The sequence below is a fragment of the Citrobacter sp. LST-B2 genome (assembly GCF_057983045.1).
On record NZ_CP192598.1, the window covers coordinates 4,349,871 to 4,371,255 of the forward strand.

Consider the following 21,385-nt stretch of genomic DNA (forward strand, 5'->3'; position numbering starts at 1 on the left):
AACACAGCTACAGCGCCAAATGCAACGAGGAAAAATGAATTATCACCAGTATTATCCCGTCGATATCGTTAACGGCCCCGGTACCCGCTGCACCCTGTTTGTTTCAGGGTGCGTACACGAATGCCCCGGCTGCTATAACAAAAGCACCTGGCGGCTGAACTCCGGTCAGCCGTTCACGAAAGCAATGAAAGACCAGATCATCCGCGATCTGAACGATACGCGGATCCACCGCCAGGGGATCTCCCTTTCCGGCGGCGATCCGCTTCATCCGCAGAACGTACCGGATATCCTGAAGCTGGTGCAGCGCATTCGTGCTGAATGTGCAGGTAAAGATATCTGGGTGTGGACCGGCTATAAGCTGGATGAACTCAACGCCGCGCAAATGCAGGTTGTGGACCTCATTAACGTGCTGGTGGACGGCAAATTTGTGCAGGATCTGAAAGACCCGGCGCTGATCTGGCGCGGCAGCAGCAACCAGGTTGTCCATCATTTACGGTAAACACTATGGCGGACAGCATCTGCTTTCCGTCTTTCCTGCCCCTCCCATCAAAAACGACTCACACACTCCATTGCCACCGCTTTAAACTCGGCGAAGTTTTGGCTGCCGCACAGTCGCGTCATAGCGCGTTCACGCAGGAAAGTGACAAAGATATCGTAGATGGCCATTGCCTCTTCGTACTCGCTTTTACTGATAGCGAGTAAAAAGATCACATGTGCGGTTTCGTCCCCCCAGGCGATACCCTGCGGGGCGAGCACCGTGTAGACCACCGTTTTTTTCGCCAGCAGTCCGAGGGCGTGCGGCAGCGCAATGCTGTCACCGAGCATCGTGCTGACAATCGCCTCACGTTCCACCACCGAATCGAGGAATTCCGCGTCGACAAACCCTTCACGCTGCAACTGATCGCACAAGGTTTTAAACAGCGTCTGCTGGTCCATCTCGCCTTCGATAATACGAAAATGCGCGGCATCGAAGTATTTGTTCAGCATCCACGGACGGGTTCTGTCTACCAGCACTAACTTACCGATCTGCTCCAGTTGATAGTCGGTAGGAAACGGGGCGATCTGCACGACCGGCTTGTCTTTCTCACCGATCCGCGCCGTGGCGATCACAAAGTCCTCCGCGATACTCTCGCGCTGTTCGTAATCACGCAGCGTCAGCGTGTTTACAATCTCGATCTGCGGATATTTGCGCGCCAGTACCGCTTCAATCATCCGCACCATCGCATTTCCCGTGTCGCAGACCAGCAGAACTTTTGGCTGCCGCTGGTAACCGATGTTGTAACTACGTTCAAGCCCAACGCCGATGTGTAACACCAGAAAGCCGATCTCGTTTTCGCTGATGGCGTAAGGGGTGTATTTACCCCAACTGGAGACTGCCGCCAGGGTCATATCCCATGCCATGGGATAGTGTTGCTTGATGTTCTCCAACAGCGGGTTCGGGATCATGATCTGATAGCGCACCCGGGTGATCATCGTTTTGATGTGAGTGAGTAAATCCGCATGAAGCTGTTTATCATTCAACAGGTTATAGTTGTACTGGCTGTTGATAAACCGCAGGATGTAATTGACCAGCGCTTCCTCGTCGTCGGCATTGATCGCACTGGGCGCAATCTCCTGCACCTGCCGCGCCGCGATATGTACCTTCAGCCAGTTCTCTTCCGACACCGACAGCGGATGATTTGCCAGATGTTGCACGACAGCGGCAATCTCACGCGCCGCCAGGCACACGTTCTCTTCCACCTCTTCGTTGGTGAATTCCGACAACGGATACCCTTCGCTGATACGGCGTACCGCGACCGCGCAGTACAGACGTAAAAACAGCTCGCCTTCGTCAGTAAGGCGAATATGGAAGCGATTGAAAATCTCCTCAAGCAGCGGTTGAAGCTGCGATGGCACCCCGGCATACAGCGCCTCTTCGGTCACCAGCGGATTAGCGGGATCCTGCTGCGCCAGCGTCCAGAGAAGGTCGGTCAGGCAGGCGCGGATCGCCATCTCGCTGCCGAACAGTTTCATGCCATGGCGCGGACGCGTTTCCAGCGTCAAATGATAGCGTTGCAGCCATTCACGCACTTCTGCCATGTCGTTTTGTAGCGTCGCCCGACTGACAAACCATTCATCAGCTAAATCTTCGAGTTTGAGAGAAAAGGCGGATGTCAGAAAACGTACCATCAGGTAATGTACGCGTTCCTGACTGGTGCGCGGAATTCGCAGCGCGCTGGGCTGCTGCGATTGCAGGGACTGATAGCTTGCCGGGTCATCGATCCTGAGCTGATAACCGTTGCCCCGGCTGAGGATAAACTGCGCGCCGTGCTGAGTCAGCAGGGCGTTGAGCGCTGTAATATCAGCACGAACAGTTCGTGTGGAAACCGACAACCGCTGCGCCAGCTCATCCTGCGGCAGCGTCTCGTTTTGCAACATCGTAAACAGTTGCGCCAAACGTTGGTTGGGGAATCGCACATCACTCTCCTCGTTTTTAACCTACACACGCCCTGGTCAGCGCCAGCAACTGGCGCACATCGTCCGGACGGGTGTTTCCGCTTACCTTATCAATAATAGAACTATAAATGTGAGGAATGATTTTACTGACGCCCGCGTCGAGGGCAATTTGCAGAATCTCAGCGTAGTTTTCCAGATCGATCCCGCCGGTTGGCTCCAGCCAGAAATCATGACGCGCACAGGCTTCAGCCACCGCGTTAAACTCGTCACGGCATTTCAGACCGCCCATCGGGAAGTATTTGATCGAGCTACCGCCCATATCTTTCAGCAGCGCGATAGCCGTTTCGACCGGGACAATGCCGTCCGCCGCTTTGCTACTCAGCGGCCCGGTGGAAATTTTGACCAGACCAGGCGTACCAGTCGGCGATACCAGACCATTGACCACCGTCTCACTCTGCCCGAGCAGGGCGCGGCTGGTTGCTACGCCGGTGAACACCTGGTTGACGTGCTGCGGCTGCACCTGGCGGGAGATTTCACTGACTATCGCCGACTGGTTCGGATCGCCCGCCCCCAGCCCTACGGAGAGCGCATTGTGGATAAGCGCCGCGTAGTCACGCATATCCGCCACCGCGCTTTCGACATCCGGGTAATTTTTGGAGAGTACACCCACCAGCACATGACCTTCCGCCGCGTCGTAAATGTCACGCGCGTTCTCTTTCGAGCCGGCCAGTACATTCAGGCAGACGCGATCGCGATAAAAGTTCGGGGTCAATTTCATGCTTGTTTCTCCTGATTAATCACGTCGCCAATCCGGCGCGCCACAATGTCCAACTGTGCACGATCAACACTGCGCACATCTGCTTCAATAATTCCTTCGTTGGCTTTGTAACCACGGAAGTAAATCGCGTATTCACCCTGCTTGAGGGCTTCCACCAGTTCGCCTGTCGCGATGCCGGTAACAGCTTCATCAAACTTAATTTCTGCGCGGGCGATATCCCGTCCCGCGCTGTCCCACACCACGCGAGCGGTCACACCGTTGAGCGCATTCAGCGCATCAATAAACGGCGTCATTTTTTCCACCATCTCCGCGCCGCTCTCTTTCTGCGCATTCAAATAGAGTTCAATGGCACAGGTCAGGCCGAGAATCCCCTCTTTGCCGACCTTCATCGCCCGACCAATACCCGCCGTCTGGCGTTTCACCCACTCGACGTACTGGGTTTTGCCGATGACCAGTCCGCTGGTAGGGCCTTCGATCGCCTTCGCGCCGCTGTAGATCACCAGATCGGCCCCCGAACGGTAGTAGCACTGCAGATCTTCTTCCGCCGCCGCATCTACAATCAGCGGCAGATTGTGTTTACGCGCCACGACGACGGCCTGCTCAACGCTGAGCATGCTTTTTTGTACACAGTGGTGGGATTTGATGTAAAGAATCGCCGCCGTGCGCGGGGTGATTGCCGCCGCCAGCTGTGCGGCAGAGCATTCATTGGCATATCCGGCTTCCACCAGCTTGCCACCGCCCAGCGCCACCATCGTGCCAACCGGCGCACCAAAGTTAACGTTGTGCCCTTTCGGCAGCACGATTTCGTTATTCTCAATCGGTGTGATGTGCAGGTTCTCCAGCAGCCAGTCGCTGTCCTGGACCAACACGGCGGCCACCGACTGAGCAATGCCCGCAGACGCACAGGAAACCACCGTCACCCCTTCCACATCCAGCAGCTTCGCAATGTATTCCCCGGTTTTATTCACCAGATCTTTCATCTCAAAGTACTGGTTCATACCGGCCATCGCCGCTTCCACCACTTCCGGGCGCGGCGTGGACACGCCCAGCGCCGTCATTCGTCCGGAGGTATTAATTACCTGCTTTAAATGGTATTTCTCAAAAATCGAAGGCATGTTCCGCGCTCCCTTGTTCGGTCATATAACCCTTGCCCGCACGTATTGCGGCAAGCGGCACCAGCAGTTTTTCAGCCTGTAAGCTGTCATTTTCGGCATCGATCAGCACGGTTGGCTGACGCTTCAGCGTAAAGAGGGTTAAGTCAGCGTCCAGACCTGGCTGGAGGCGACCTTTGGATTTCAGACGCAAGCCGTCGGCGGCATTCGCCGTCACACAGTTGATGACCTGCGGCAGCGACATCCCGATGGCGAGGAATTTCGACATCACATTCGCCAGCGAATGTACCGGGCCGTTAATACGGTTGCGGCAATAGATATCAGAACTGATGGTGTGCGGCAGAATGCCTAAGCTGATGGCACGTTTCGCCACCGCAAAACTCAGGCTGGCCGTGCCGTGCCCGACGTCCAGACGCACGCCTCGCTGAATCGCCCGGGTGACCGAGGCGCGCAGTTCGCCCTCCGGCGTCAGAATGCGATTGGGTTTTCCGTTGTAGCAGTGGGTGATGATATCGCCCGCCGTCAGGCGCTCTGCGATCTCATCCAGATCCGGCGGGTTATTGCCAATGTGGACCATCAGGGGCAAATCACCGTTCGCTTGCTGCATCGCTTTGGCGCGTTCCAGCGGCGTGATGCCATTTTCACCCACCACGCTGCTGCTCATACGCGCTTTCAGGCCGACGATGAAATCAGGGTAGCGTTTCACCGCCTGCTGTACCGCGTCGGCATCGATGTTGGCCATATTCGCCAGTTCGTTTTGTGCAATCAGCCCGACGCGGGAGATATTCAGAAGTGCATAGACTTCCGTCGCGGCGTCGCGCGTGAGGGCATAGAAATCATCAATATCATCGGCACCGGTACTGCCCGCATCCACAACGGTCGTCACGCCGGTGGCAATGCCTACGCTGTCCGGTTCGTCGTGATAAATCGGGGAATTTGGATAACAGTGAACGTGGGAATCAATCCATCCGGCGCTGACGTAGTACTCGCCGTTGAGCTCAACGGTTTTCACCGCCGGGTCGTTTATCTCGCCTAACGCGGCGATTTTGCCGTCCTTCAGGGCGATATCACAGACCGTATCGTCAACCAGACGCGCACGGCGAAGGAGTAAATCAAACATGTCTCTCTCCTTTTGCCGGATAGCGGCGTAACCACCCTATCCGGCCAACAAAGACGCGCTTATCCGTAGGCCTGATAAGCGCTTTGCCATCAGGTAATTAGCTAATCGCAATCGGGAAGATTGAACCTAAAATCATGGCGCCAAGGATAGCGCCCCCGGTGATCGGTTTCTGCCAGATGTAAAACAGCAGTGCGCCGACCAAAGAACCCACACCGATAGGGATCGACGCCGTCATCGCGCTGAGGATGATCAAGGGGCCGAGGAAACGCCCCGAGGCGTTACCGGCCCCCATCATCACGTCCGCCCCGTAGGTCGAGTCACTTTGATTGATGGTGAACTTACGCGCCAGGATAATGACGTAACCAATCGCCAGGCCAATCGCCAGCCCCGTAGCGAGAGAAGCGATAAAGTTCTCAACCGGGAACACAATGCCTGCGCCCAACAACAGCGCCGGAACCCCCAGACCAACGCCGGTCTGAATCGCACCGCCGATATCCAGAATCCCCACCAGGGAGCCTTCGATAATGCGGGCGAACAGGAAGCTGGCACCAAACGCGGCCACTGCGCCGTACGATCCGGTATCAATCCCCGCTTTCAGCATGGCCACGAACGCCACTTCGTTAAACGCGCCAATCCCGTACAGGTAGTACATGTGCGTCCCGGCAAACACACCGGAGGAGAGCAGGCCAACGAAGATCGGGAACGACCAGTCGGCAAACCAAAAACCTTTATTCTGTTCCATTGTGGCCTCCGTTATTTGCCGCTAAGCGAGTTGTGGATCAGTTCGAGCCAGTTCGGCACGGTCATGTGGAAGGATTCGATCATCTTCATGTCGAAGCCACGGAAGAAGCCGCTCAGGACGAACAGCAGAACGATGGCCGCCATCATCACTTTGGTCACATGGTTCCAGCCGCTCTCTTCAACGCCTTTACCAATCAGGATGCCGAGGACCAGACCCGGTACGGCGTTACCCATGATCAACTGTGCCGCGCCGCCGAAAACGGTTGCCCAGAAGCCTGATTTCTTACCGGCATCGATCGCCGCCAGCCAGAAGATCACCGGCATCACGGTGTTGACCAGCAGGTTTGCCGCAGGGACCAGCACCTTAACGGCGGTCACCTGCAACGCTTCCGGTACGGAAGAAGCCGTGAGGTTCAGGAAGGTCACGACGATCATGCCGATGACGCCGCACGCAATCGCCATTTTTTTCGGGTCATGCAGCGTTTCACCGACGTTACGGTTTTTGATCATCAGCGCTGCCGCGCCCCAGTTAGGAATGATGCGGTGATCCACGTCCTGTGTGAACGAGCCCGCCGCAACGGATGAGGCCCAGGCGTTGAAGAAAAAGCCCAGACCAAACGAGAAGTGAGAAGCCGGATCCCCTTCGCAGGAATTCAGTTCCCCCAGAGTTCGAAACGCACCCATCCCCTGTGTGGTAGGCGCATGAAACATGCGTGCAGCCCCGGCCCCCACACCCACGCCGACGAGGGCACCGATGATGAGCGATTTTATTAAAATTATCAGGAACATAATTATGCCTTCTTAACAAGAATCAGCGTTGCGAGACAAAATCCACCTTGTCCAGATTGATGGCTGTCACGTTGACGGTCACATCCAGCTCCACGCTGTAAGTGCGTCGTTCCCGGCGCAGAAAGAAGAACAAAAACGCTTCTTTGCGCACCGCTTCACGCGCTTGAACAACCTGCACATCCTGTGGCTCAATACGCAGTAAAATGTGCGGCGATGCCTTCATGACCGCGGCCTGAACGTGGTTCAGGGCATCGGCAAAGGCGCGCGCTTTGGCTTCGCCTTTACCGGTGACTCTCACCGTTGTGGTGAATTGTTCTTTCATACTTACGCGCCGTATTTTTTCTGCCACGCCTGGACCAGGCGCTCGCCAAGCTCTTCTTTATCCATAAAGCCGAACCCCAGCACGTTGCAGCCTTCGTTAATCGCCGTTACGCCTTCATCCACAGAGCGCATCCCGTATTTGGCTTTGTAACCGTATTTGTTCTGTGCAGTGATGGCGCCCGCGCCGCCGCTGCCGCAAAAAGAGATGCCGAACGTGGCGTTTTCCGCTTTCATCACGTCCCCCAGTTTCATATCCGCGGCAACGCCCGGTACTACCACCGCACGACCACCGGCTTTCTCGACGCCTGCCGCCACTTTCTGGCCTTTACCCAGACGATCGCCAATCACGACTGTAATCTGTTCCATGTTGTTGCTCCTTAAAGGTTGTCTTTCGCGACTTCAAAGTGGACGGACAGCAGCCAGGCTTCTTCCTCGGGAAGGTTGCCAAACGCTGCGACCACGTCGCGGGCAAGCGCCATTGAGTCGGCTGAAATTTCATCAAACAAACTGGCTTCCACTTCCGGCAAAGGCTCGCCGGTCACCGACCGGTGCGCCATGGCGCGAACGTGAGACGTCAGCATTTGTTCCTGTACGGCGTTGGGAATGATGTGATGTTCACGCAGCAAGGCATACACTTGCGCCAGCATGCGATCGGCCAGTTCACCAATCTGCGCCACCTGTTCCCCCATGTCGTTCATTACTGCTCCGTTATTCACTCGTCTTACCCCGTTAATGGCTCTGAGTTAAAACTAGCGGTGGGGGTAAAAAGTTTGTAGCGAGTTGTTTTCCACTTCGAAGTGGAAAGGCGAGTGGCAATAGTGATCTGTTCCACAGAAAAGGGGGTTTTGATGATTTATCGCTGGAAAAGTGTGATTTTATTCACAGATATCAACGGCGTTTCGTTGCGACGCCAGCAGAGAAGAAAGTCTGAAACTGTGAGCAAAGAGCGATTTTCAACCATAGTATCCAAAAGACTTATGACGAATCTCTGCGAGGCGCTACGCATAGGCTAAACCCCACGCTGGCGCGGAATTTGTGATTACAAGAAAATACGGTGATGGCTATGCGTCCCCATCATAAAGAGGAAACACCTAAATTAGCCTATAAGCTAATTTAGCTTTTATGCTAATATTTTATCAGGGAGAGATGCCGTGTTTACCGTCATGCTGCATGTCGATGTTGCCAGCGAGCTGGCAAGTTTACCGCCCACCGTCAGGGCAAAAATGATTCGCTTGATTGATAAGTTAAAAATCAATGCGACTGCATTACGGGAACCCGACAGCAAACCTCTCGGTGCTGGTCTGTTTGAGATTCGCACAATGGGAACCGAGCCAGGCCGTGGTCTGTATGTCTATCAGAAAGGCAAAACCATCTATCTGTTACGCGTGTTCATTAAGAAAACGCAGAAAACGCCCAAACAAGAAATGATGCTAGCCTTCGAAAGGCTGGAGGAGATGCTCAATGAGCAAGAAAACTAAAAGCGTCGCCTGGGACGACGTCAGAGCAGACCTGATGTCCGATCCTGATGTACAAGCCGCAATGGAAGTGGAAGAGCGGAAGGCACGTCTACAAGCTATGCTCGCACAATGGCGTAAACACGCGGGATTAACTCGCGCGCAAGTTGCTGAAAGAATGGGGGTTACGCCGCCAACAGTCTCCAGGATGGAAGCGAATATTATCAAGGCCAGTCTGGAAACTATTGTCCGTTACGCCAGAGCCTGCGGAATTAAACATCCGCAAATCATCCTGTGACGGTCACCTGATGTCCCTCTGGAGACATCAGGTGAGCAAGACAATTAACGATACTTCTTGTGATACGCGTTGCGGGTGGTTTTGAATTCTTCCGCCGCGGCCTGCGCTTCTTTGACCTTCCCTTCGTTTGCCAGCTTCAGCGCACCGTCGATCTGGCCGACCAGAATGTCGAAACCATGACGGAAATCTTTCATTTCCGGGCTATCTGAGGCCTTGCTTTCCAGTTTTGGCGGCGTCGCTTTTTGCGCGTCCAGCGCAGCGGCGCGCATTTTGGTTAACGCATCGGTCACTTGCGTCGCGTTATCCGCTTTTTCGATTACCTTCAGGTTATCGTTAAGCGTTTCCATATTATCTTCCAGATCAGCGGCGAACACGGAAGAGCCCAAAACTAACGTTGAAGCTGCGATGATTGCTAACAGATGTTTACGCATTGCTCACTTCCTTTTTTTTATTGTTATGGCGCGGCAGGTCGCGCCATGGATGTTTACTGCCCGGCGATTTTCATCTCCGGCAACAGTACTGAACCACACTGTATATTGCTACGTGTTTCAATATCGTTACCAATCGTCACAATATTGCGCCACATCTCTTTTAAATTTCCGGCGATGGTAATTTCGCTCACAGGGTATTGAATTTCCCCGTTTTCAACCCAGAAACCGGCTGCGCCGCGGGAATAATCCCCGGTAATGCCGCTCACGCCCTGGCCCATCAGTTCAGTGACCACCAGACCGGTGCCCATCTCTTTAAGCATCTGCTCAAAGTTCAGTCCTTGTCCGGCAATACGCCAGTTATGAATGCCGCCCGCATGACCGGTGCTTTTCAGCCCCAGCTTACGTGCGGAGTAGTTGGTCAGCAGCCATTGAGTCAGAACGCCGTCTTTCACAATGTCACGACGTTCCGTGCGCACACCTTCGCTGTCAAACGGTGAGGAGGCCAGTCCTTTCAGCAGGTGCGGATGCTCCTCAATGGTCAGCCATTCAGGCAGAATTTGTTTGCCCAGCGAATCCAGCAGGAATGTGGATTTGCGGTACACCGAACCGCCCGCAATTGCGCCAACCAGATGTCCAATCAGCCCGGTCGCCACTTCGTTAGCAAAAATCACCGGCGCTTTCATGGTCGAGAGTTTACGCGGAGACAGGCGGGATAACGTGCGGCGAGCACAGTCTGCGCCTACCCATTCCGGCGTTTGTAGATCGCCCATCGCGCGACCAATGGTGTAGGCGTAATCGCGCTCCATATCGCCGTTTTCTTCGGCAATTACGCAACTGGACAGCGAATGGCGGGTGGAGCAATAGCCCTGCAACATACCGTGGCTGTTGCCAAACACTTTAATGCCATAGTGGCTGTTAAAGCTGCCGCCTTCCGTATTGGTGATGCGTTTGTCGGCCTGCAAAGAGGCCTGTTCAGCACGCGCTGCCAGTTCGATGGCTTCGTCCGGGGAAATGTCAGCCGGGTGGAACAGGTCCAGATCCGGCGCGTCAAAAGCCAGCAGTTCTTTGTCGGCCACACCGGCGCACGGATCCGGTGAAGTGTAGCGCGCGATATCCAGCGCCGCCTGGACGGTACGGGCAATAGCCTGTGGGCTTAAATCGGTCGATGAGGCGCTGCCTTTACGGTTCTGATGGTAGACGGTAATCCCCAGCGCACCATCGCTATTGAATTCGACATTCTCCACTTCACCATAACGGGTGCTGACACTGATGCCGGTCGTTTTGCTTACGGCGACTTCCGCCCCGTCCGATTTGCCTGAGGCTAACTCCAGCGCTGTCGAAACTGCTTCTTCCAGAATCTTACGCTGCGCTTCAACTTGTGAGATTACTTTCATCGCAAATGCCATAATGTAGAGAGAGTTTCTTTGAAGTCTAACAGAGAACCGTTTTTCAGTGCGCATCTTAACTGGTAACATTAGCCTCTTTTTTTAAGGAGCCTGACATGACAAAGCAGCCCGAAGACTGGCTCGACGACGTTCCCGGTGATGACATCGAAGACGAAGACGATGAAATTATCTGGGTCAGCAAAAGTGAAATTAAACGCGACGCCGAGGAGCTAAAACGCCTGGGCGCGGAACTGGTGGATCTGGGGAAAAACGCGCTGGACAAAATCCCGCTTGATGCGGACCTGCGTGCCGCCATTGAGCTGGCCCAGCGTATCAAGATGGAAGGTCGCCGCCGCCAGTTGCAGTTGATTGGTAAAATGCTGCGCCAACGCGAGGTGGATCCTATCCGTCAGGCGCTGGATAAGTTGAAAAACCGCCACAACCAGCAGGTGGTGTTGTTTCACAAGCTTGAGCATCTGCGCGATCGTCTGATCGATGAAGGCGATGACGCGGTAGAAGAGGTGCTGAATCTGTGGCCGCACGCCGATCGTCAGCAGTTACGCTCGCTGATCCGCAATGCGAAGAAAGAGAAAGAAGGGAATAAGCCGCCGAAGTCCGCACGTCAGATCTTCCAGTATCTGCGCGAACTGGCGGAAAACGAAGAGTAATCCCGTACGCTAAATAGGCCCGGTAAGCGTCAGCGCCACCGGGCATTTTTATTACTCTTCAGCTTCCGCTTCGGCTTTCTTCGCCAGACCATCCAGCAGTTTCTGGTGAATTCCACCAAATCCGCCGTTACTCATCACCAGAATGTGATCGCCCGGCTGCGCCGTTTTCACGATCATCTCTGCCAGCGTATCCACATCCCCGCTCCAGTGAGCAGGCTGAATGCAGGCGTCCGCCACTTCCGCGACTTGCCACGGAATATGCGGTGGTTGCAGCAGATACACTTCATCTGCGCGGCCCAATGACGGCGCCAGGTCGTCTTTGCAAAGCCCCATCTTCATGGTGTTGGAACGCGGTTCCAGCACGGCGATGATGCGCGCCGTGCCGCCTACTTTTCCGCGCAGCGCCGCAAGCGTTGCCAGAATCGCCGTTGGGTGATGGGCAAAATCGTCGTACACCGTGACGCCGTTTGCTTCACCGCGCAGTTCCAGGCGGCGACGGGCATTAATAAATGATCCCAGCGCCTGAGCCGCATCCGCCGGTTGGACGCCAACATGACGGGCTGCGGCGATTGCCATCAGACCGTTGTGCATGTTGTGCTCACCGACCAGCGACCACTTCACGTCGCCGACCTTTTCACCGTCCAGCCACACTTCCCATTCAGAAGCATCGACGTTCAGCTTTTTCGCCTGCCAGTGGCCCTGCTCGCCCACCAGCTCCTGTTCGCTCCAGCAGCCCATCGCCATCGTCTGCTTCAGGTTAATGTCGTGCTCAGGATAGATGATCCGCCCCTGCCCCGGCACAATGCGGACCAGATGGTGGAACTGCTTCTGGATCGCTTTCAGATCGTCAAAGATATCCGCATGATCAAACTCAAGGTTATTGAGGATCAGCGTACGCGGGCAGTAATGTACGAATTTGGATCGTTTATCAAAGAAGGCGCAGTCGTACTCATCCGCTTCAATCACGAAAAAGTTGCTTTCGCCCAGACGCGCAGAAACGTCAAAGTTCCCCGGCACGCCGCCAATCACAAAACCGGGTTTGTAACCGCAAGCGTCCAGAATCCAGGTCGCCATGCCGGCGGTCGTGGTTTTACCGTGCGTTCCCGCAACGGCCAGCACCCAACGATCGCGCAACACAAAATCATGCAGCCACTGCGGGCCGGACATGAACGGAATGTTTTTCTCCAGCACCGCCTCAACGCACGGATTCCCACGGGTCATGGCATTGCCGATGATCACCAAATCCGGCTGCGGGTCGAGTTGACTGGGGTCATAACCCTGAATCAAATCAATGCCCTGATTCTCAAGCAAGGTACTCATCGGCGGATACACATTGGCGTCCGAACCCGTTACTTCATGACCGAGCGAGCGCGCCAGCATCGCCAGACCGCCCATGAACGTGCCACAAATTCCCAAAATATGAATGCGCATACGTCACTATCCTAATTTAACCCAGGGGGCATTTTACGCATATGTCAGCCAAGTGAGAAACGCATTTCAGGATAATCCGTAGTTTGCTGGCGCGATTCACCTGAGCGCAGCCACTGAAATATTTGTTAAGATTGTTACGGTCGCTTTACTCCATATTAATTGCAGGGAAAGTGTTATGAAAACGTTAGGTGAATTTATTGTCGAGAAGCAGCACGAGTTCTCTCATGCTACAGGTGAGCTCACTGCGTTGTTGTCGGCAATAAAGCTGGGCGCCAAGATCATCCACCGCGATATCAACAAGGCCGGTCTGGTCGATATCCTGGGTGCCAGCGGTGCTGAGAACGTACAGGGTGAGGTTCAGCAGAAACTCGACCTGTTCGCGAACGAAAAACTGAAAGCTGCACTCAAGGCGCGTGATATTGTCGCGGGTATTGCCTCTGAAGAAGAAGATGAAATCGTCGTTTTCGAAGGCTGTGAACACGCGAAATACGTGGTGCTGATGGATCCGCTGGATGGATCGTCCAACATCGATGTTAACGTCTCTGTCGGGACCATTTTCTCTATCTACCGCCGCGTGACGCCTGTCGGCACGCCGGTCACGGAAGAAGATTTCCTGCAACCAGGCAACAAGCAGGTTGCTGCGGGTTACGTGGTTTACGGCTCTTCCACCATGCTGGTTTACACCACCGGCTGCGGCGTCCACGCCTTTACCTACGATCCGTCACTGGGTGTGTTCTGCCTGTGTCAGGAGCGGATGCGCTTCCCGGAGAAAGGCAACACCTACTCCATTAACGAAGGCAACTACATCAAATTCCCGAACGGCGTGAAGAAGTACATCAAGTTCTGCCAGGAAGAGGATAAATCCACGCAGCGCCCGTATACCTCGCGCTACATCGGCTCACTGGTTGCTGACTTCCATCGTAACCTGCTGAAAGGCGGGATCTACCTTTATCCAAGCACCGCCAGCCACCCGGACGGTAAACTGCGTCTGCTGTACGAGTGCAACCCAATGGCATTCCTTGCGGAGCAAGCGGGCGGCAAGGCGAGCGACGGGAAAGAGCGTATTCTGGATATCACGCCGGAAAGCCTGCACCAGCGTCGTTCGTTCTTCGTCGGCAACAACCATATGGTTGAAGATGTAGAACGCTTTATCCGGGAATTCCCGGACGCGTAAAACTCTTGCCGGATGGGCTGACGCTTTATCCAGCCTACACACTAAGCGCCTCTCCCCGGAGAGGCGTTTTTTTGTCAGGCGGTCTGCAATTTAAACGACGCCATCGCTTCAATCAGCGCATGCGATTGCTCTTCCAGGGAACGGGTTGCCGCAGAAGACTGTTGTACCAGCGCCGCATTCTGCTGCGCCGTTTCATCCATCTGACTCACCGCGATATTCACCTGTTCGATACCGCGACTCTGCTCCTGCGACGCACTGGCGATTTCCCGCATCAGTTTGGTCATCCGCATGACTTCGCTGGCAATCTCATCCATCGTTTCGCCTGCCTGCATCGCCAGATCGCTGCCCTCTCCCACCTGTGACTGCGAGTCGCCAATCAGCGTACGAATCTCTTTTGCGGCCTCCGCGCTACGGCTGGCCAGATTGCGCACTTCGCCCGCCACCACGGCAAAACCGCGTCCCTGCTCTCCCGCGCGCGCCGCTTCAACCGAGGCGTTCAGCGCCAGAATATTGGTCTGGAACGCAATCCCGTCGATCACGCCAAGAATATCGGCGATACGATTAGCACTCCCGGAAATGTCGCGCATTTTTTCAATGACATAACAGACCATTTCACTGCCGCGATCGGCGGTATCAGAAACCGATTTCGCCAGTTGATGCGCCTGATCGGCGTTTTCCGCATTCTGTTTCACCGTTGCGGTAAGCTCCTCCATGCTGGCGGCAGTTTGTTCCAGCGAGGTCGCCGTCGATTCGGTGCGTGTCGCCAGATGAATATTGCCCGCCGTCAGTTCACGACTGCCGGTGTCTATCTGCGAACTGGCATCGCGAACGCGTCTGACAGATTCACTCAGCGCCATGCGCATCCCTTCAAGCGCGGCCTGCAGGCGATTAAACTCGGCGCTGGCATAACGGCTTTCTGCCGCCGACAAATCTCCCGTTGCCAGGCGTTCCAGTTGTTCAACCACATTATCGAGCGGTTTCAGCAGCTTATTACGCAATAACAGCCAGACCACCGCCAACAGGGCGATGGCCGTCAGCGTCGTCGCGGTCATCACTCCGTAATAAATCCATGAGGTAATGATTCGCGTGGAGGCGTAAATCCCCATGCCGCCTGTTAGCAGCAATAACAGGGTAATAAGCGACAATAAAACCAACAGGGTATTTCGTAGGGAGAGGGATTTTGGCATCGTTATTTTCCGGTTGTAAGATATACAGAAACTATCGACAACAACCGGAAAAAGTTTAGGTGTTTAAGTAAAATCTGTGTCTCACTTCGGCGTCGCTGCCGGGCCGACTCGTGTTACCGGCGAGCTCTGTCGATTTTCCCAAAGCACCGTCAGACCGCGCTGCAACGCAATGAAAATAAATAACAAAACGCCAATGGCAATTTTCGTCCACCATGAACTGAGCGTGCCGTCGAAGTTAATGTAGGTCTGGATCAGCCCCTGAATCGCCACGCCAAACAGCGTTCCAAGAACCGTACCGACCCCACCGCTCAGCAACGTACCACCGATCACCACCGAAGCGATCGCATCCAGCTCTACACCCACTCCCGCCAGCGCGTAGCCAGCCTGGGTGTAAACAGAAAAGACAATCCCGGCCAGCGTCGCCAGCCCGGTTGACAGCATATAAATGCGGATCGTAGTGCTACGGGTGGAAATCCCCATCAGGTTCGCCGATGTCGCATTCCCGCCAATGGCATACACCTGATTGCCAAACCGGGTGCGATGCGCGAGGAAAATCCCAATGACCACCACCGCCAGCATCAGCAGGCCCATCGCGCTCAGACGCCCACCGCCGGGGATTTTCCACGCCAGGCTGGAAAGCGTGTCATAGATGGGATGATTAATCGGGATCGACTCTTCCGATACCAGGTAACTGACCCCGCGCAGGAAAAACATACCGGCAAGCGTGATGATAAACGCCGGGATCTTCAGCGCATCAATCAGCAACCCCATGAACGCGCCAAACGCGCAGCCCATCGCCAACACCAGCGGAAACGCCAGTAACGGCGAGATCCCCCAGTAGCCGATAGCCTTCGCCAGGAATACGCCGGTGAAGGCGATCACCGATCCCACGGAGAGATCGATCCCGCCGGAGAGGATCACAAAGGTCATCCCCACGGCGATGATCCCCAGGAAGGCATTATCGGTCAGAATGTTGCAGATCACGCGCGTGGAGGCAAAGCCGGGAAACTGCGTCAGACAATAGAGATAGCCCAGCACGAAAACCCCGAGGGTGATCATTAACGGTAAATTACGTTTTATCACGACCACGCACTCCTTTTAGCAAACTGATAAAGCGCTGTGACTGCACAATCAGTACGCACAGCACCACAATGGCTTTGACCACCTGGTTCATCTCCGGCGGAAACCCGGACAGCAGGATCCCGGTGTTCATCCCCTGAATGATCAGCGCGCCCACCACCGATAACAGCAGATTAAAGCGCCCGCCCATCAGGGAACCGCCGCCGATCACCACCGCCAGAATGGCGTCCAGCTCCAGCCACAATCCGGCGTTGTTGGCATCCGCACCGCGAATATCCGCCGTGACGATAATCCCGGCGATTGCCGCGCACAGCCCACTCAACACATAGGTGAGCATAACGATGACTCGTGTGTTGACGCCGGCATTTTTCGCTGCCCGGATGTTGATCCCCACCGCTTCAATAAACATCCCGAGCGCCGTTCGCCGGGTCAACAGCCAGAACAACAGCAGCGTGATCAGCGCGATAATCACCGGCGTGGGAAACAGCAGCAGCGAGCCGCTGCCGAACCAGGAGAGCGTGGGCGAGTTGAAGGTGACAATCTGTCCAGAGGTGATCAGTTGCGCCACGCCGCGACCCGCCACCATCAGGATTAGCGTGGCGACAAACGGCTGAATTTTGAGGATCGCCACCAGGACGCCGTTCCACAGGCCAGCCAGCACGCCGGTCCCCAACGCGGCAAGCAGGACCACTGGCAAGCTGTGACCGGCGACGGTCATCGCCGCGGTCGTGGCGCCGGCAATCGCCATCACCGCGCCAACGGAAAGGTCAATGCCGCCGGTGGCAATAACCAGCGTCATCCCTATCGCCAACAGCGCGACGGGAGCGGCGCGATTCAGGATATCGATCGGGCTGCCGAACAGACGACCGTCCTGCAAGATAATCTGGTAAAAGTGGGGGGCGACGAGGCTGTCCACCAACAGCACCAGCAGCAGCGCAATCAGCTGCGGCATACCGGTCGGCCAGCGAAAGCGTCGCTTTGGCGGCGTGGTTTGCGGAAGAGATTGGGGCATCACAAGAGTCTCCTTACGCCGCGATGGCGTTCATGATCGCCGGAACGGACAGTTCAGCCAGCGGGATCTCCGCCACCTGTTTGCGGTCACGCATGATGATCACCCGATCCGCATAGCCTACCAGTTCCTCCAGCTCCGAGGAGATCACCAGCAGCGCCAGACCATCGGCGCACAGCGTTTCGATCAGGCGGATGATCTCGGCATGCGCGCCTACGTCGATCCCTCGCGTCGGTTCATCGAGGATCAGAAACTGTGGTTTAGTCAGCAGCCAGCGCGATAGCAGCACTTTTTGCTGGTTGCCGCCGGAGAGAAACTCGATCGGCTGTTCTGCGCTGGGGGTGCGAATGCCAAGCTGACGGATAAACCGCTCGGCAATGTCGTTTTGTTCTTTGCGCGCAATCGGCCGCAACCAGCCGCGCTGGGCCTGCAATGCCAGGATGATGTTTTCGCGCACCGAGGCGGCGGCAATAATACCGTCCGTTTTGCGATCCTCCGGACAAAAACCGATCCCCAGGCATGATGCCTGATGAGGGGATCGCAGCGTCTGCGGTTTTCCTCTGATCAGCGCGCTGCCGCTGTCCGCCGGTTTGATACCGAAAATCACCTCGGCCGTTTCGGTGCGCCCGGATCCAAGCAGTCCCGCCAGACCGACGATCTCACCAGGTCGTACTTCGAGATCGAACGGGGAGATCGTCCCTTTCTTACCGAAACCTTTGAACGCGGCCACCGGTTTATCACTCAACAAGGTACGCCCCGCACGCTGTAACGCATGAGTGTCCAGCTCGCGTCCCAGCATCATTTTGACCAGTTCAATCTGCGGCAGCTCGCGGGTTTCCCGGCAGCCGACAAAACTGCCGTTACGCAGGACGGTGATCCGATCGCTGACCTGATAAACCTGATCAAGAAAATGGGTGACGAAGATCAGACTCACGCCGCGATCGCGCAGATGCCGCATTAAGCCGAACAGCATCTCAACCTCTTGCGTATCGAGACTGGCGGTAGGTTCATCAAGGATCAGAACTTTGGCGGAAAGATCGATAGCCCGGCAGATCGCGACGATCTGTTGCATCGCCACCGAATAGCGGTTCAGCGGTTCGCGCACGTCGAGGGAAAAACCGTAAGACGCCATTAGCGCCGTAGCGCGCTTTTCCATCTCTTTGCGCCGTAGCAGGCCAAATCGACGCGGTTCACGACCAATAAACAGGTTATCCGCCACCGACATATTCGGCAGCAGGTTCACTTCCTGATACACCGTGCCAATGCCCAGCTGTTGGGCATGTGCGGTATTTCTGGGGGAGATGGCACTGCCTTCCAGCCAGATACTACCGCGATCGGCATGATAGACGCCGGTCAGTGCTTTGATGAGCGTGGATTTTCCAGCCCCGTTCTCGCCGAGCAGCGCCATAATTTCGCCGCGACGCAGGCTGAAATCGACGTTATCCAGCGCTTTGACGCCAGGAAAGAATTTACTTAATCCCTCTGTACGGAGGATCTCCTGGTGTTGTTCCGCGATCATAATAGCCCTCCGCGACAAGAGTGTGGCTCTGGAGGCCCGTAGGCCGGATAAGGCGGTTACGTTGCCATCCGGCAGAACCTTTTCCTGATGGCGCTTCGCTTATCAGGCCTACGGTGTTAGGTATGCCCCCAGAAAGGGTCTGAACTTAGTAGCCCATGTTTTTCTTCTTCTCTAACTCTTCTTTCGCGGTATCCGGCAGATACAGCGTCGACTTGGTGATCGTGACCTTCTCAGGCATCGTGCCATCTTTCTTGAACTTCTCGAGCGCGTCGAAGGCCGGGCCTGCCATGTTCGGCGTCAGTTCAACGCTGGCATTCGCTTCACCGTCGATCATCGCTTTGTAGATGTCCGGTACGCCGTCAATAGAACCGGTCAGAATATCTTTGCCCGGTTTCAGCCCCGCTTCTTTGATCGCCTGAATAGCCCCGATCACCATGTCATCGTTATGGGCATAAACCATGCAGATGTTCTTGCCGTTGTTCTCGGCTTTGATAAAGCTCTCCATCACCTCTTTACCTTTACTACGGGTAAAGTCGCCGGACTGAGAGCGGATAATTTTGATGTTTGGTGCTTTGGCGATGGCTTCAGCAAATCCTTTCTTACGGTCAATCGCCACGCTGGCCCCGACGGTACCCTGCAGCTCAACCACATTACACGGCTTGCCGTTCACCTCTTTGATCAGCCAGTCGCCGATCAGTTGACCTTCCAGCACGTTGTTAGCAGTGACGGTGGTCATATAGAGAGATTTGTCTTTGACATCGATGGAACGATCGAGCAAGAAGACCGGGATCTCAGCATCTTTCGCTTCCTTCAACACCGGCTCCCACCCTGTTGCCACTACCGGCGCAATAAAGATGGCATCGACGCCCTGAGCGACAAAGGAACGCACGGCTTTAATCTGGTTTTCCTGCTTTTGCTGACCGTCAGCGATTTTCAGCGTGATGCCGCGCTTCTCGGCCTCGCTTTTCGCCACGTTGGTCTCTGCGGCGCGCCAGCCGGACTCAGAGCCGACCTGCGAAAATCCTACGGTTAATGGGGCGGCCATGGCCATAGACGACATGGCTGCCGAAACTGCTGTGACGATAAGTAAGCGCTTCCACATAACTGTGTCCTCGTAGGGTAGGTTATTGTTGGTTAAGAAACAGTCGCGAAAAAACTATAGACAATCGAGCATGTAACGGATTGCGTTACATCACACTTCAAAAAAGTAAATAGAACGTTAATCACAAGTTTGTAATCGCTTTCATTTACCTATGAAAAAAGCGGCTGAAGATATGGATTTTTCTGTCATGCGAGTGGTCTAAAAAGACCAGCGGGAGACGAGTGAAAACGAAATCAGGCGGAGACATTCGGCGCGAGATAGCTATAATACTCGCCACTTGTTTACGACACAGTTAAAGGAAACAGACATGAGCTTACTCAACGTCCCTGCGGGCAAAGACCTGCCGGAAGATATCTACGTTGTTATCGAGATCCCGGCTAACGCCGATCCGATCAAATACGAAGTCGACAAAGAGAGCGGCGCACTGTTCGTTGACCGCTTCATGTCCACCGCGATGTTCTATCCGTGCAACTACGGTTACATCAACCACACCCTGTCCCTGGACGGTGACCCAGTTGACGTACTGGTCCCGACCCCGTATCCGCTGCAGCCAGGCTCCGTTATCCGTTGCCGTCCGGTTGGCGTACTGAAAATGACCGACGAATCCGGTGAAGATGCGAAACTGGTTGCTGTACCGCACACCAAGCTGAGCAAAGAGTACGATCACATCAACGATGTGAACGACCTGCCGGAACTGCTGAAAGCGCAGATCACGCACTTCTTCGAGCACTATAAAGATCTCGAAAAAGGCAAATGGGTGAAAGTCGACGGTTGGGACAACGCTGAAGCGGCGAAAGCTGAAATCGTTGCCTCCTTCGAGCGTGCGGCGAAGAAGTAATTCGTCCTGTCGAGCGAAGCCCCGCATGTCGGGGCTTTTTTGTGTCCGTAAACGCGAGTCACCGACACAAAAAACTACGCCACCCGAAGGTGGCGTGGTAAAAGTGCTGGCAAACAAGGAAATGCCTGATGACGCTACGCTTATCAGGCCTACCCTGCGCGCTACTCAGTACTGGTCTCTGTCTAACCAGTTACCGCTTTCGATCAGTGTTAATCCCTCCACCGGGCGCTGGTACACGTACATCCATGCACTGCCATACGGCGTCTGGATCAACTGGCGCGCGTATTCACCGCCGCGGGTGCGCAGCGCATCCAGTTCGGCCAGAGTGGCGTTATCAATACGATAAACCTCACCGTGTACCGTTCCGTTCCCCGGAACTGCGCCTGGATAGTGGCCCAGGCTATACAACTGGTAGTTATCGATACTGTAATCGCCCAGCAACTGGGCGTTGGTCATCCAGTGGCTGTTGCCTTGTTTGGTTCGTAAACTGCCGTAGACAAATATTCGCATTG

The 21,385-nt window shown here is 55.1% G+C and carries 24 protein-coding genes; 6 read left to right on the top strand and 18 right to left on the bottom strand.

The genetic code is table 11. The features are described from left to right. Window positions 1-34 precede the first annotated feature (34 nt). Window positions 35-499, top strand: a complete 465-nt coding sequence (nrdG, locus tag ACQ0PY_RS20955) for an anaerobic ribonucleoside-triphosphate reductase-activating protein (protein ID WP_109739529.1) — start codon at window positions 35-37, stop codon at window positions 497-499. A gap of 47 nt (window positions 500-546) precedes the next feature. Here nrdG and ACQ0PY_RS20960 read toward each other — a convergent pair whose 3' ends face one another. The 9 genes from ACQ0PY_RS20960 to ACQ0PY_RS21000 all read right to left on the bottom strand — a co-directional run bounded on the left by ACQ0PY_RS20960 (window position 547) and on the right by ACQ0PY_RS21000 (window position 8,013). Then, window positions 547-2,457 carry a BglG family transcription antiterminator gene (locus tag ACQ0PY_RS20960; RefSeq protein WP_054177074.1) on the bottom strand — a complete coding sequence of 637 codons (1,911 nt, stop codon included), beginning with the start codon at window positions 2,455-2,457 and terminating at the stop codon, window positions 547-549. A gap of 16 nt (window positions 2,458-2,473) precedes the next feature. Next, window positions 2,474-3,214, bottom strand: coding sequence for a 2-dehydro-3-deoxy-phosphogluconate aldolase (gene dagF, locus ACQ0PY_RS20965; RefSeq protein ID WP_044264672.1), 741 nt, complete (start codon window positions 3,212-3,214; stop codon window positions 2,474-2,476). Further along, window positions 3,211-4,329, bottom strand: a complete 1,119-nt coding sequence (locus tag ACQ0PY_RS20970) for a DgaE family pyridoxal phosphate-dependent ammonia lyase (protein WP_109739530.1) — start codon at window positions 4,327-4,329, stop codon at window positions 3,211-3,213. Before ACQ0PY_RS20970 ends, dagF begins: the two co-directional genes overlap by 4 nt. After that, window positions 4,313-5,446, bottom strand: a complete 1,134-nt coding sequence (locus tag ACQ0PY_RS20975; protein WP_044253217.1) for an amidohydrolase/deacetylase family metallohydrolase — start codon at window positions 5,444-5,446, stop codon at window positions 4,313-4,315. The genes ACQ0PY_RS20970 and ACQ0PY_RS20975 overlap by 17 nt, the downstream gene beginning before the upstream one ends. A 97-nt stretch (window positions 5,447-5,543) precedes the next feature. Beyond that, window positions 5,544-6,188: a DUF4310 family protein gene (locus ACQ0PY_RS20980; RefSeq protein ID WP_042999222.1), complete on the bottom strand. Its 645-nt coding sequence runs from the start codon at window positions 6,186-6,188 to the stop codon at window positions 5,544-5,546. 11 nt (window positions 6,189-6,199) lie between these two features. Beyond that, entirely contained in the window at window positions 6,200-6,976 is a 777-nt protein-coding gene (locus ACQ0PY_RS20985; RefSeq protein ID WP_042999221.1) for a DUF4311 domain-containing protein, read from the bottom strand. A gap of 22 nt (window positions 6,977-6,998) precedes the next feature. Beyond that, window positions 6,999-7,298: a DUF4312 family protein gene (locus ACQ0PY_RS20990; protein ID WP_042321633.1), complete on the bottom strand. Its 300-nt coding sequence runs from the start codon at window positions 7,296-7,298 to the stop codon at window positions 6,999-7,001. A gap of 2 nt (window positions 7,299-7,300) precedes the next feature. Next, on the bottom strand, window positions 7,301-7,663 hold the full coding sequence (locus ACQ0PY_RS20995; protein WP_012134368.1) for an SFCGS family glycine-rich protein: 363 nt from the start codon (window positions 7,661-7,663) through the stop codon (window positions 7,301-7,303). 11 nt (window positions 7,664-7,674) lie between these two features. After that, the gene (locus ACQ0PY_RS21000; protein ID WP_061075410.1) at window positions 7,675-8,013 is read right to left on the bottom strand and encodes a glycine dehydrogenase; all 339 of its coding nucleotides are present in this window, start codon (window positions 8,011-8,013) and stop codon (window positions 7,675-7,677) included. Window positions 8,014-8,448: 435 nt separating this feature from the next. Here ACQ0PY_RS21000 and ACQ0PY_RS21005 point away from each other — a divergent pair, with 435 nt between their 5' ends. Together ACQ0PY_RS21005 and ACQ0PY_RS21010 are read left to right on the top strand one after the other, a co-directional pair. Next, a complete protein-coding gene (locus tag ACQ0PY_RS21005; RefSeq protein ID WP_042999220.1) occupies window positions 8,449-8,775 on the top strand; it encodes a type II toxin-antitoxin system RelE/ParE family toxin in 327 nt (108 codons plus the stop codon). Further along, window positions 8,759-9,049, top strand: coding sequence for a helix-turn-helix domain-containing protein (locus ACQ0PY_RS21010; protein WP_172961308.1), 291 nt, complete (start codon window positions 8,759-8,761; stop codon window positions 9,047-9,049). The genes ACQ0PY_RS21005 and ACQ0PY_RS21010 overlap by 17 nt, the downstream gene beginning before the upstream one ends. A gap of 44 nt (window positions 9,050-9,093) precedes the next feature. On the opposite strand, the gene cybC is transcribed toward ACQ0PY_RS21010, so the two are convergent. Continuing rightward, window positions 9,094-9,480, bottom strand: coding sequence for a cytochrome b562 (cybC, locus tag ACQ0PY_RS21015; RefSeq protein ID WP_054177077.1), 387 nt, complete (start codon window positions 9,478-9,480; stop codon window positions 9,094-9,096). 53 nt (window positions 9,481-9,533) lie between these two features. Further along, window positions 9,534-10,886: a metalloprotease PmbA gene (pmbA, locus tag ACQ0PY_RS21020; protein ID WP_044264679.1), complete on the bottom strand. Its 1,353-nt coding sequence runs from the start codon at window positions 10,884-10,886 to the stop codon at window positions 9,534-9,536. Between the two features lie 95 nt (window positions 10,887-10,981). On the opposite strand from pmbA, the gene yjgA reads away from it, so the two are divergent. Then, complete coding sequence (gene yjgA / locus ACQ0PY_RS21025; RefSeq protein WP_044264681.1) at window positions 10,982-11,533, top strand: ribosome biogenesis factor YjgA; 552 nt, start codon at window positions 10,982-10,984, stop codon at window positions 11,531-11,533. A gap of 51 nt (window positions 11,534-11,584) precedes the next feature. On the opposite strand, the gene mpl is transcribed toward yjgA, so the two are convergent. After that, on the bottom strand, window positions 11,585-12,964 hold the full coding sequence (mpl, locus tag ACQ0PY_RS21030) for a UDP-N-acetylmuramate:L-alanyl-gamma-D-glutamyl-meso-diaminopimelate ligase (RefSeq protein WP_042999216.1): 1,380 nt from the start codon (window positions 12,962-12,964) through the stop codon (window positions 11,585-11,587). Between the two features lie 175 nt (window positions 12,965-13,139). Between mpl and fbp the strand changes: the two genes are divergently transcribed. Then, a complete protein-coding gene (gene fbp, locus ACQ0PY_RS21035) occupies window positions 13,140-14,138 on the top strand; it encodes a class 1 fructose-bisphosphatase (RefSeq protein ID WP_042999215.1) in 999 nt (332 codons plus the stop codon). Window positions 14,139-14,212: 74 nt separating this feature from the next. On the opposite strand, the gene ACQ0PY_RS21040 is transcribed toward fbp, so the two are convergent. From ACQ0PY_RS21040 to ytfQ, 5 genes are all read right to left on the bottom strand, one after another. Next, a complete protein-coding gene (locus ACQ0PY_RS21040) occupies window positions 14,213-15,325 on the bottom strand; it encodes a methyl-accepting chemotaxis protein (protein ID WP_072185422.1) in 1,113 nt (370 codons plus the stop codon). Between the two features lie 81 nt (window positions 15,326-15,406). Further along, entirely contained in the window at window positions 15,407-16,408 is a 1,002-nt protein-coding gene (gene yjfF / locus ACQ0PY_RS21045) for a galactofuranose ABC transporter, permease protein YjfF (RefSeq protein ID WP_042999214.1), read from the bottom strand. Then, window positions 16,395-17,417: a galactofuranose ABC transporter, ATP-binding protein YtfT gene (gene ytfT / locus ACQ0PY_RS21050; RefSeq protein ID WP_042999213.1), complete on the bottom strand. Its 1,023-nt coding sequence runs from the start codon at window positions 17,415-17,417 to the stop codon at window positions 16,395-16,397. Before ytfT ends, yjfF begins: the two co-directional genes overlap by 14 nt. Before the next feature lie 13 nt (window positions 17,418-17,430). Next, a complete protein-coding gene (gene ytfR / locus ACQ0PY_RS21055) occupies window positions 17,431-18,933 on the bottom strand; it encodes a galactofuranose ABC transporter, ATP-binding protein YtfR (RefSeq protein WP_042999212.1) in 1,503 nt (500 codons plus the stop codon). A gap of 145 nt (window positions 18,934-19,078) precedes the next feature. Next, window positions 19,079-20,035 (bottom strand): galactofuranose ABC transporter substrate-binding protein YtfQ, encoded by a 957-nt coding sequence (ytfQ, locus tag ACQ0PY_RS21060; RefSeq protein ID WP_042999211.1) that lies wholly within the window; start codon window positions 20,033-20,035, stop codon window positions 19,079-19,081. A gap of 307 nt (window positions 20,036-20,342) precedes the next feature. On the opposite strand from ytfQ, the gene ppa reads away from it, so the two are divergent. Continuing rightward, entirely contained in the window at window positions 20,343-20,873 is a 531-nt protein-coding gene (gene ppa / locus ACQ0PY_RS21065) for an inorganic diphosphatase (protein WP_042999210.1), read from the top strand. A gap of 165 nt (window positions 20,874-21,038) precedes the next feature. Here the strand turns inward: ppa and ACQ0PY_RS21070 are convergent, their stop codons facing one another. After that, window positions 21,039-21,383, bottom strand: a complete 345-nt coding sequence (locus tag ACQ0PY_RS21070; protein ID WP_042999209.1) for a gamma-glutamylcyclotransferase family protein — start codon at window positions 21,381-21,383, stop codon at window positions 21,039-21,041. Window positions 21,384-21,385: the final 2 nt, after the last annotated feature.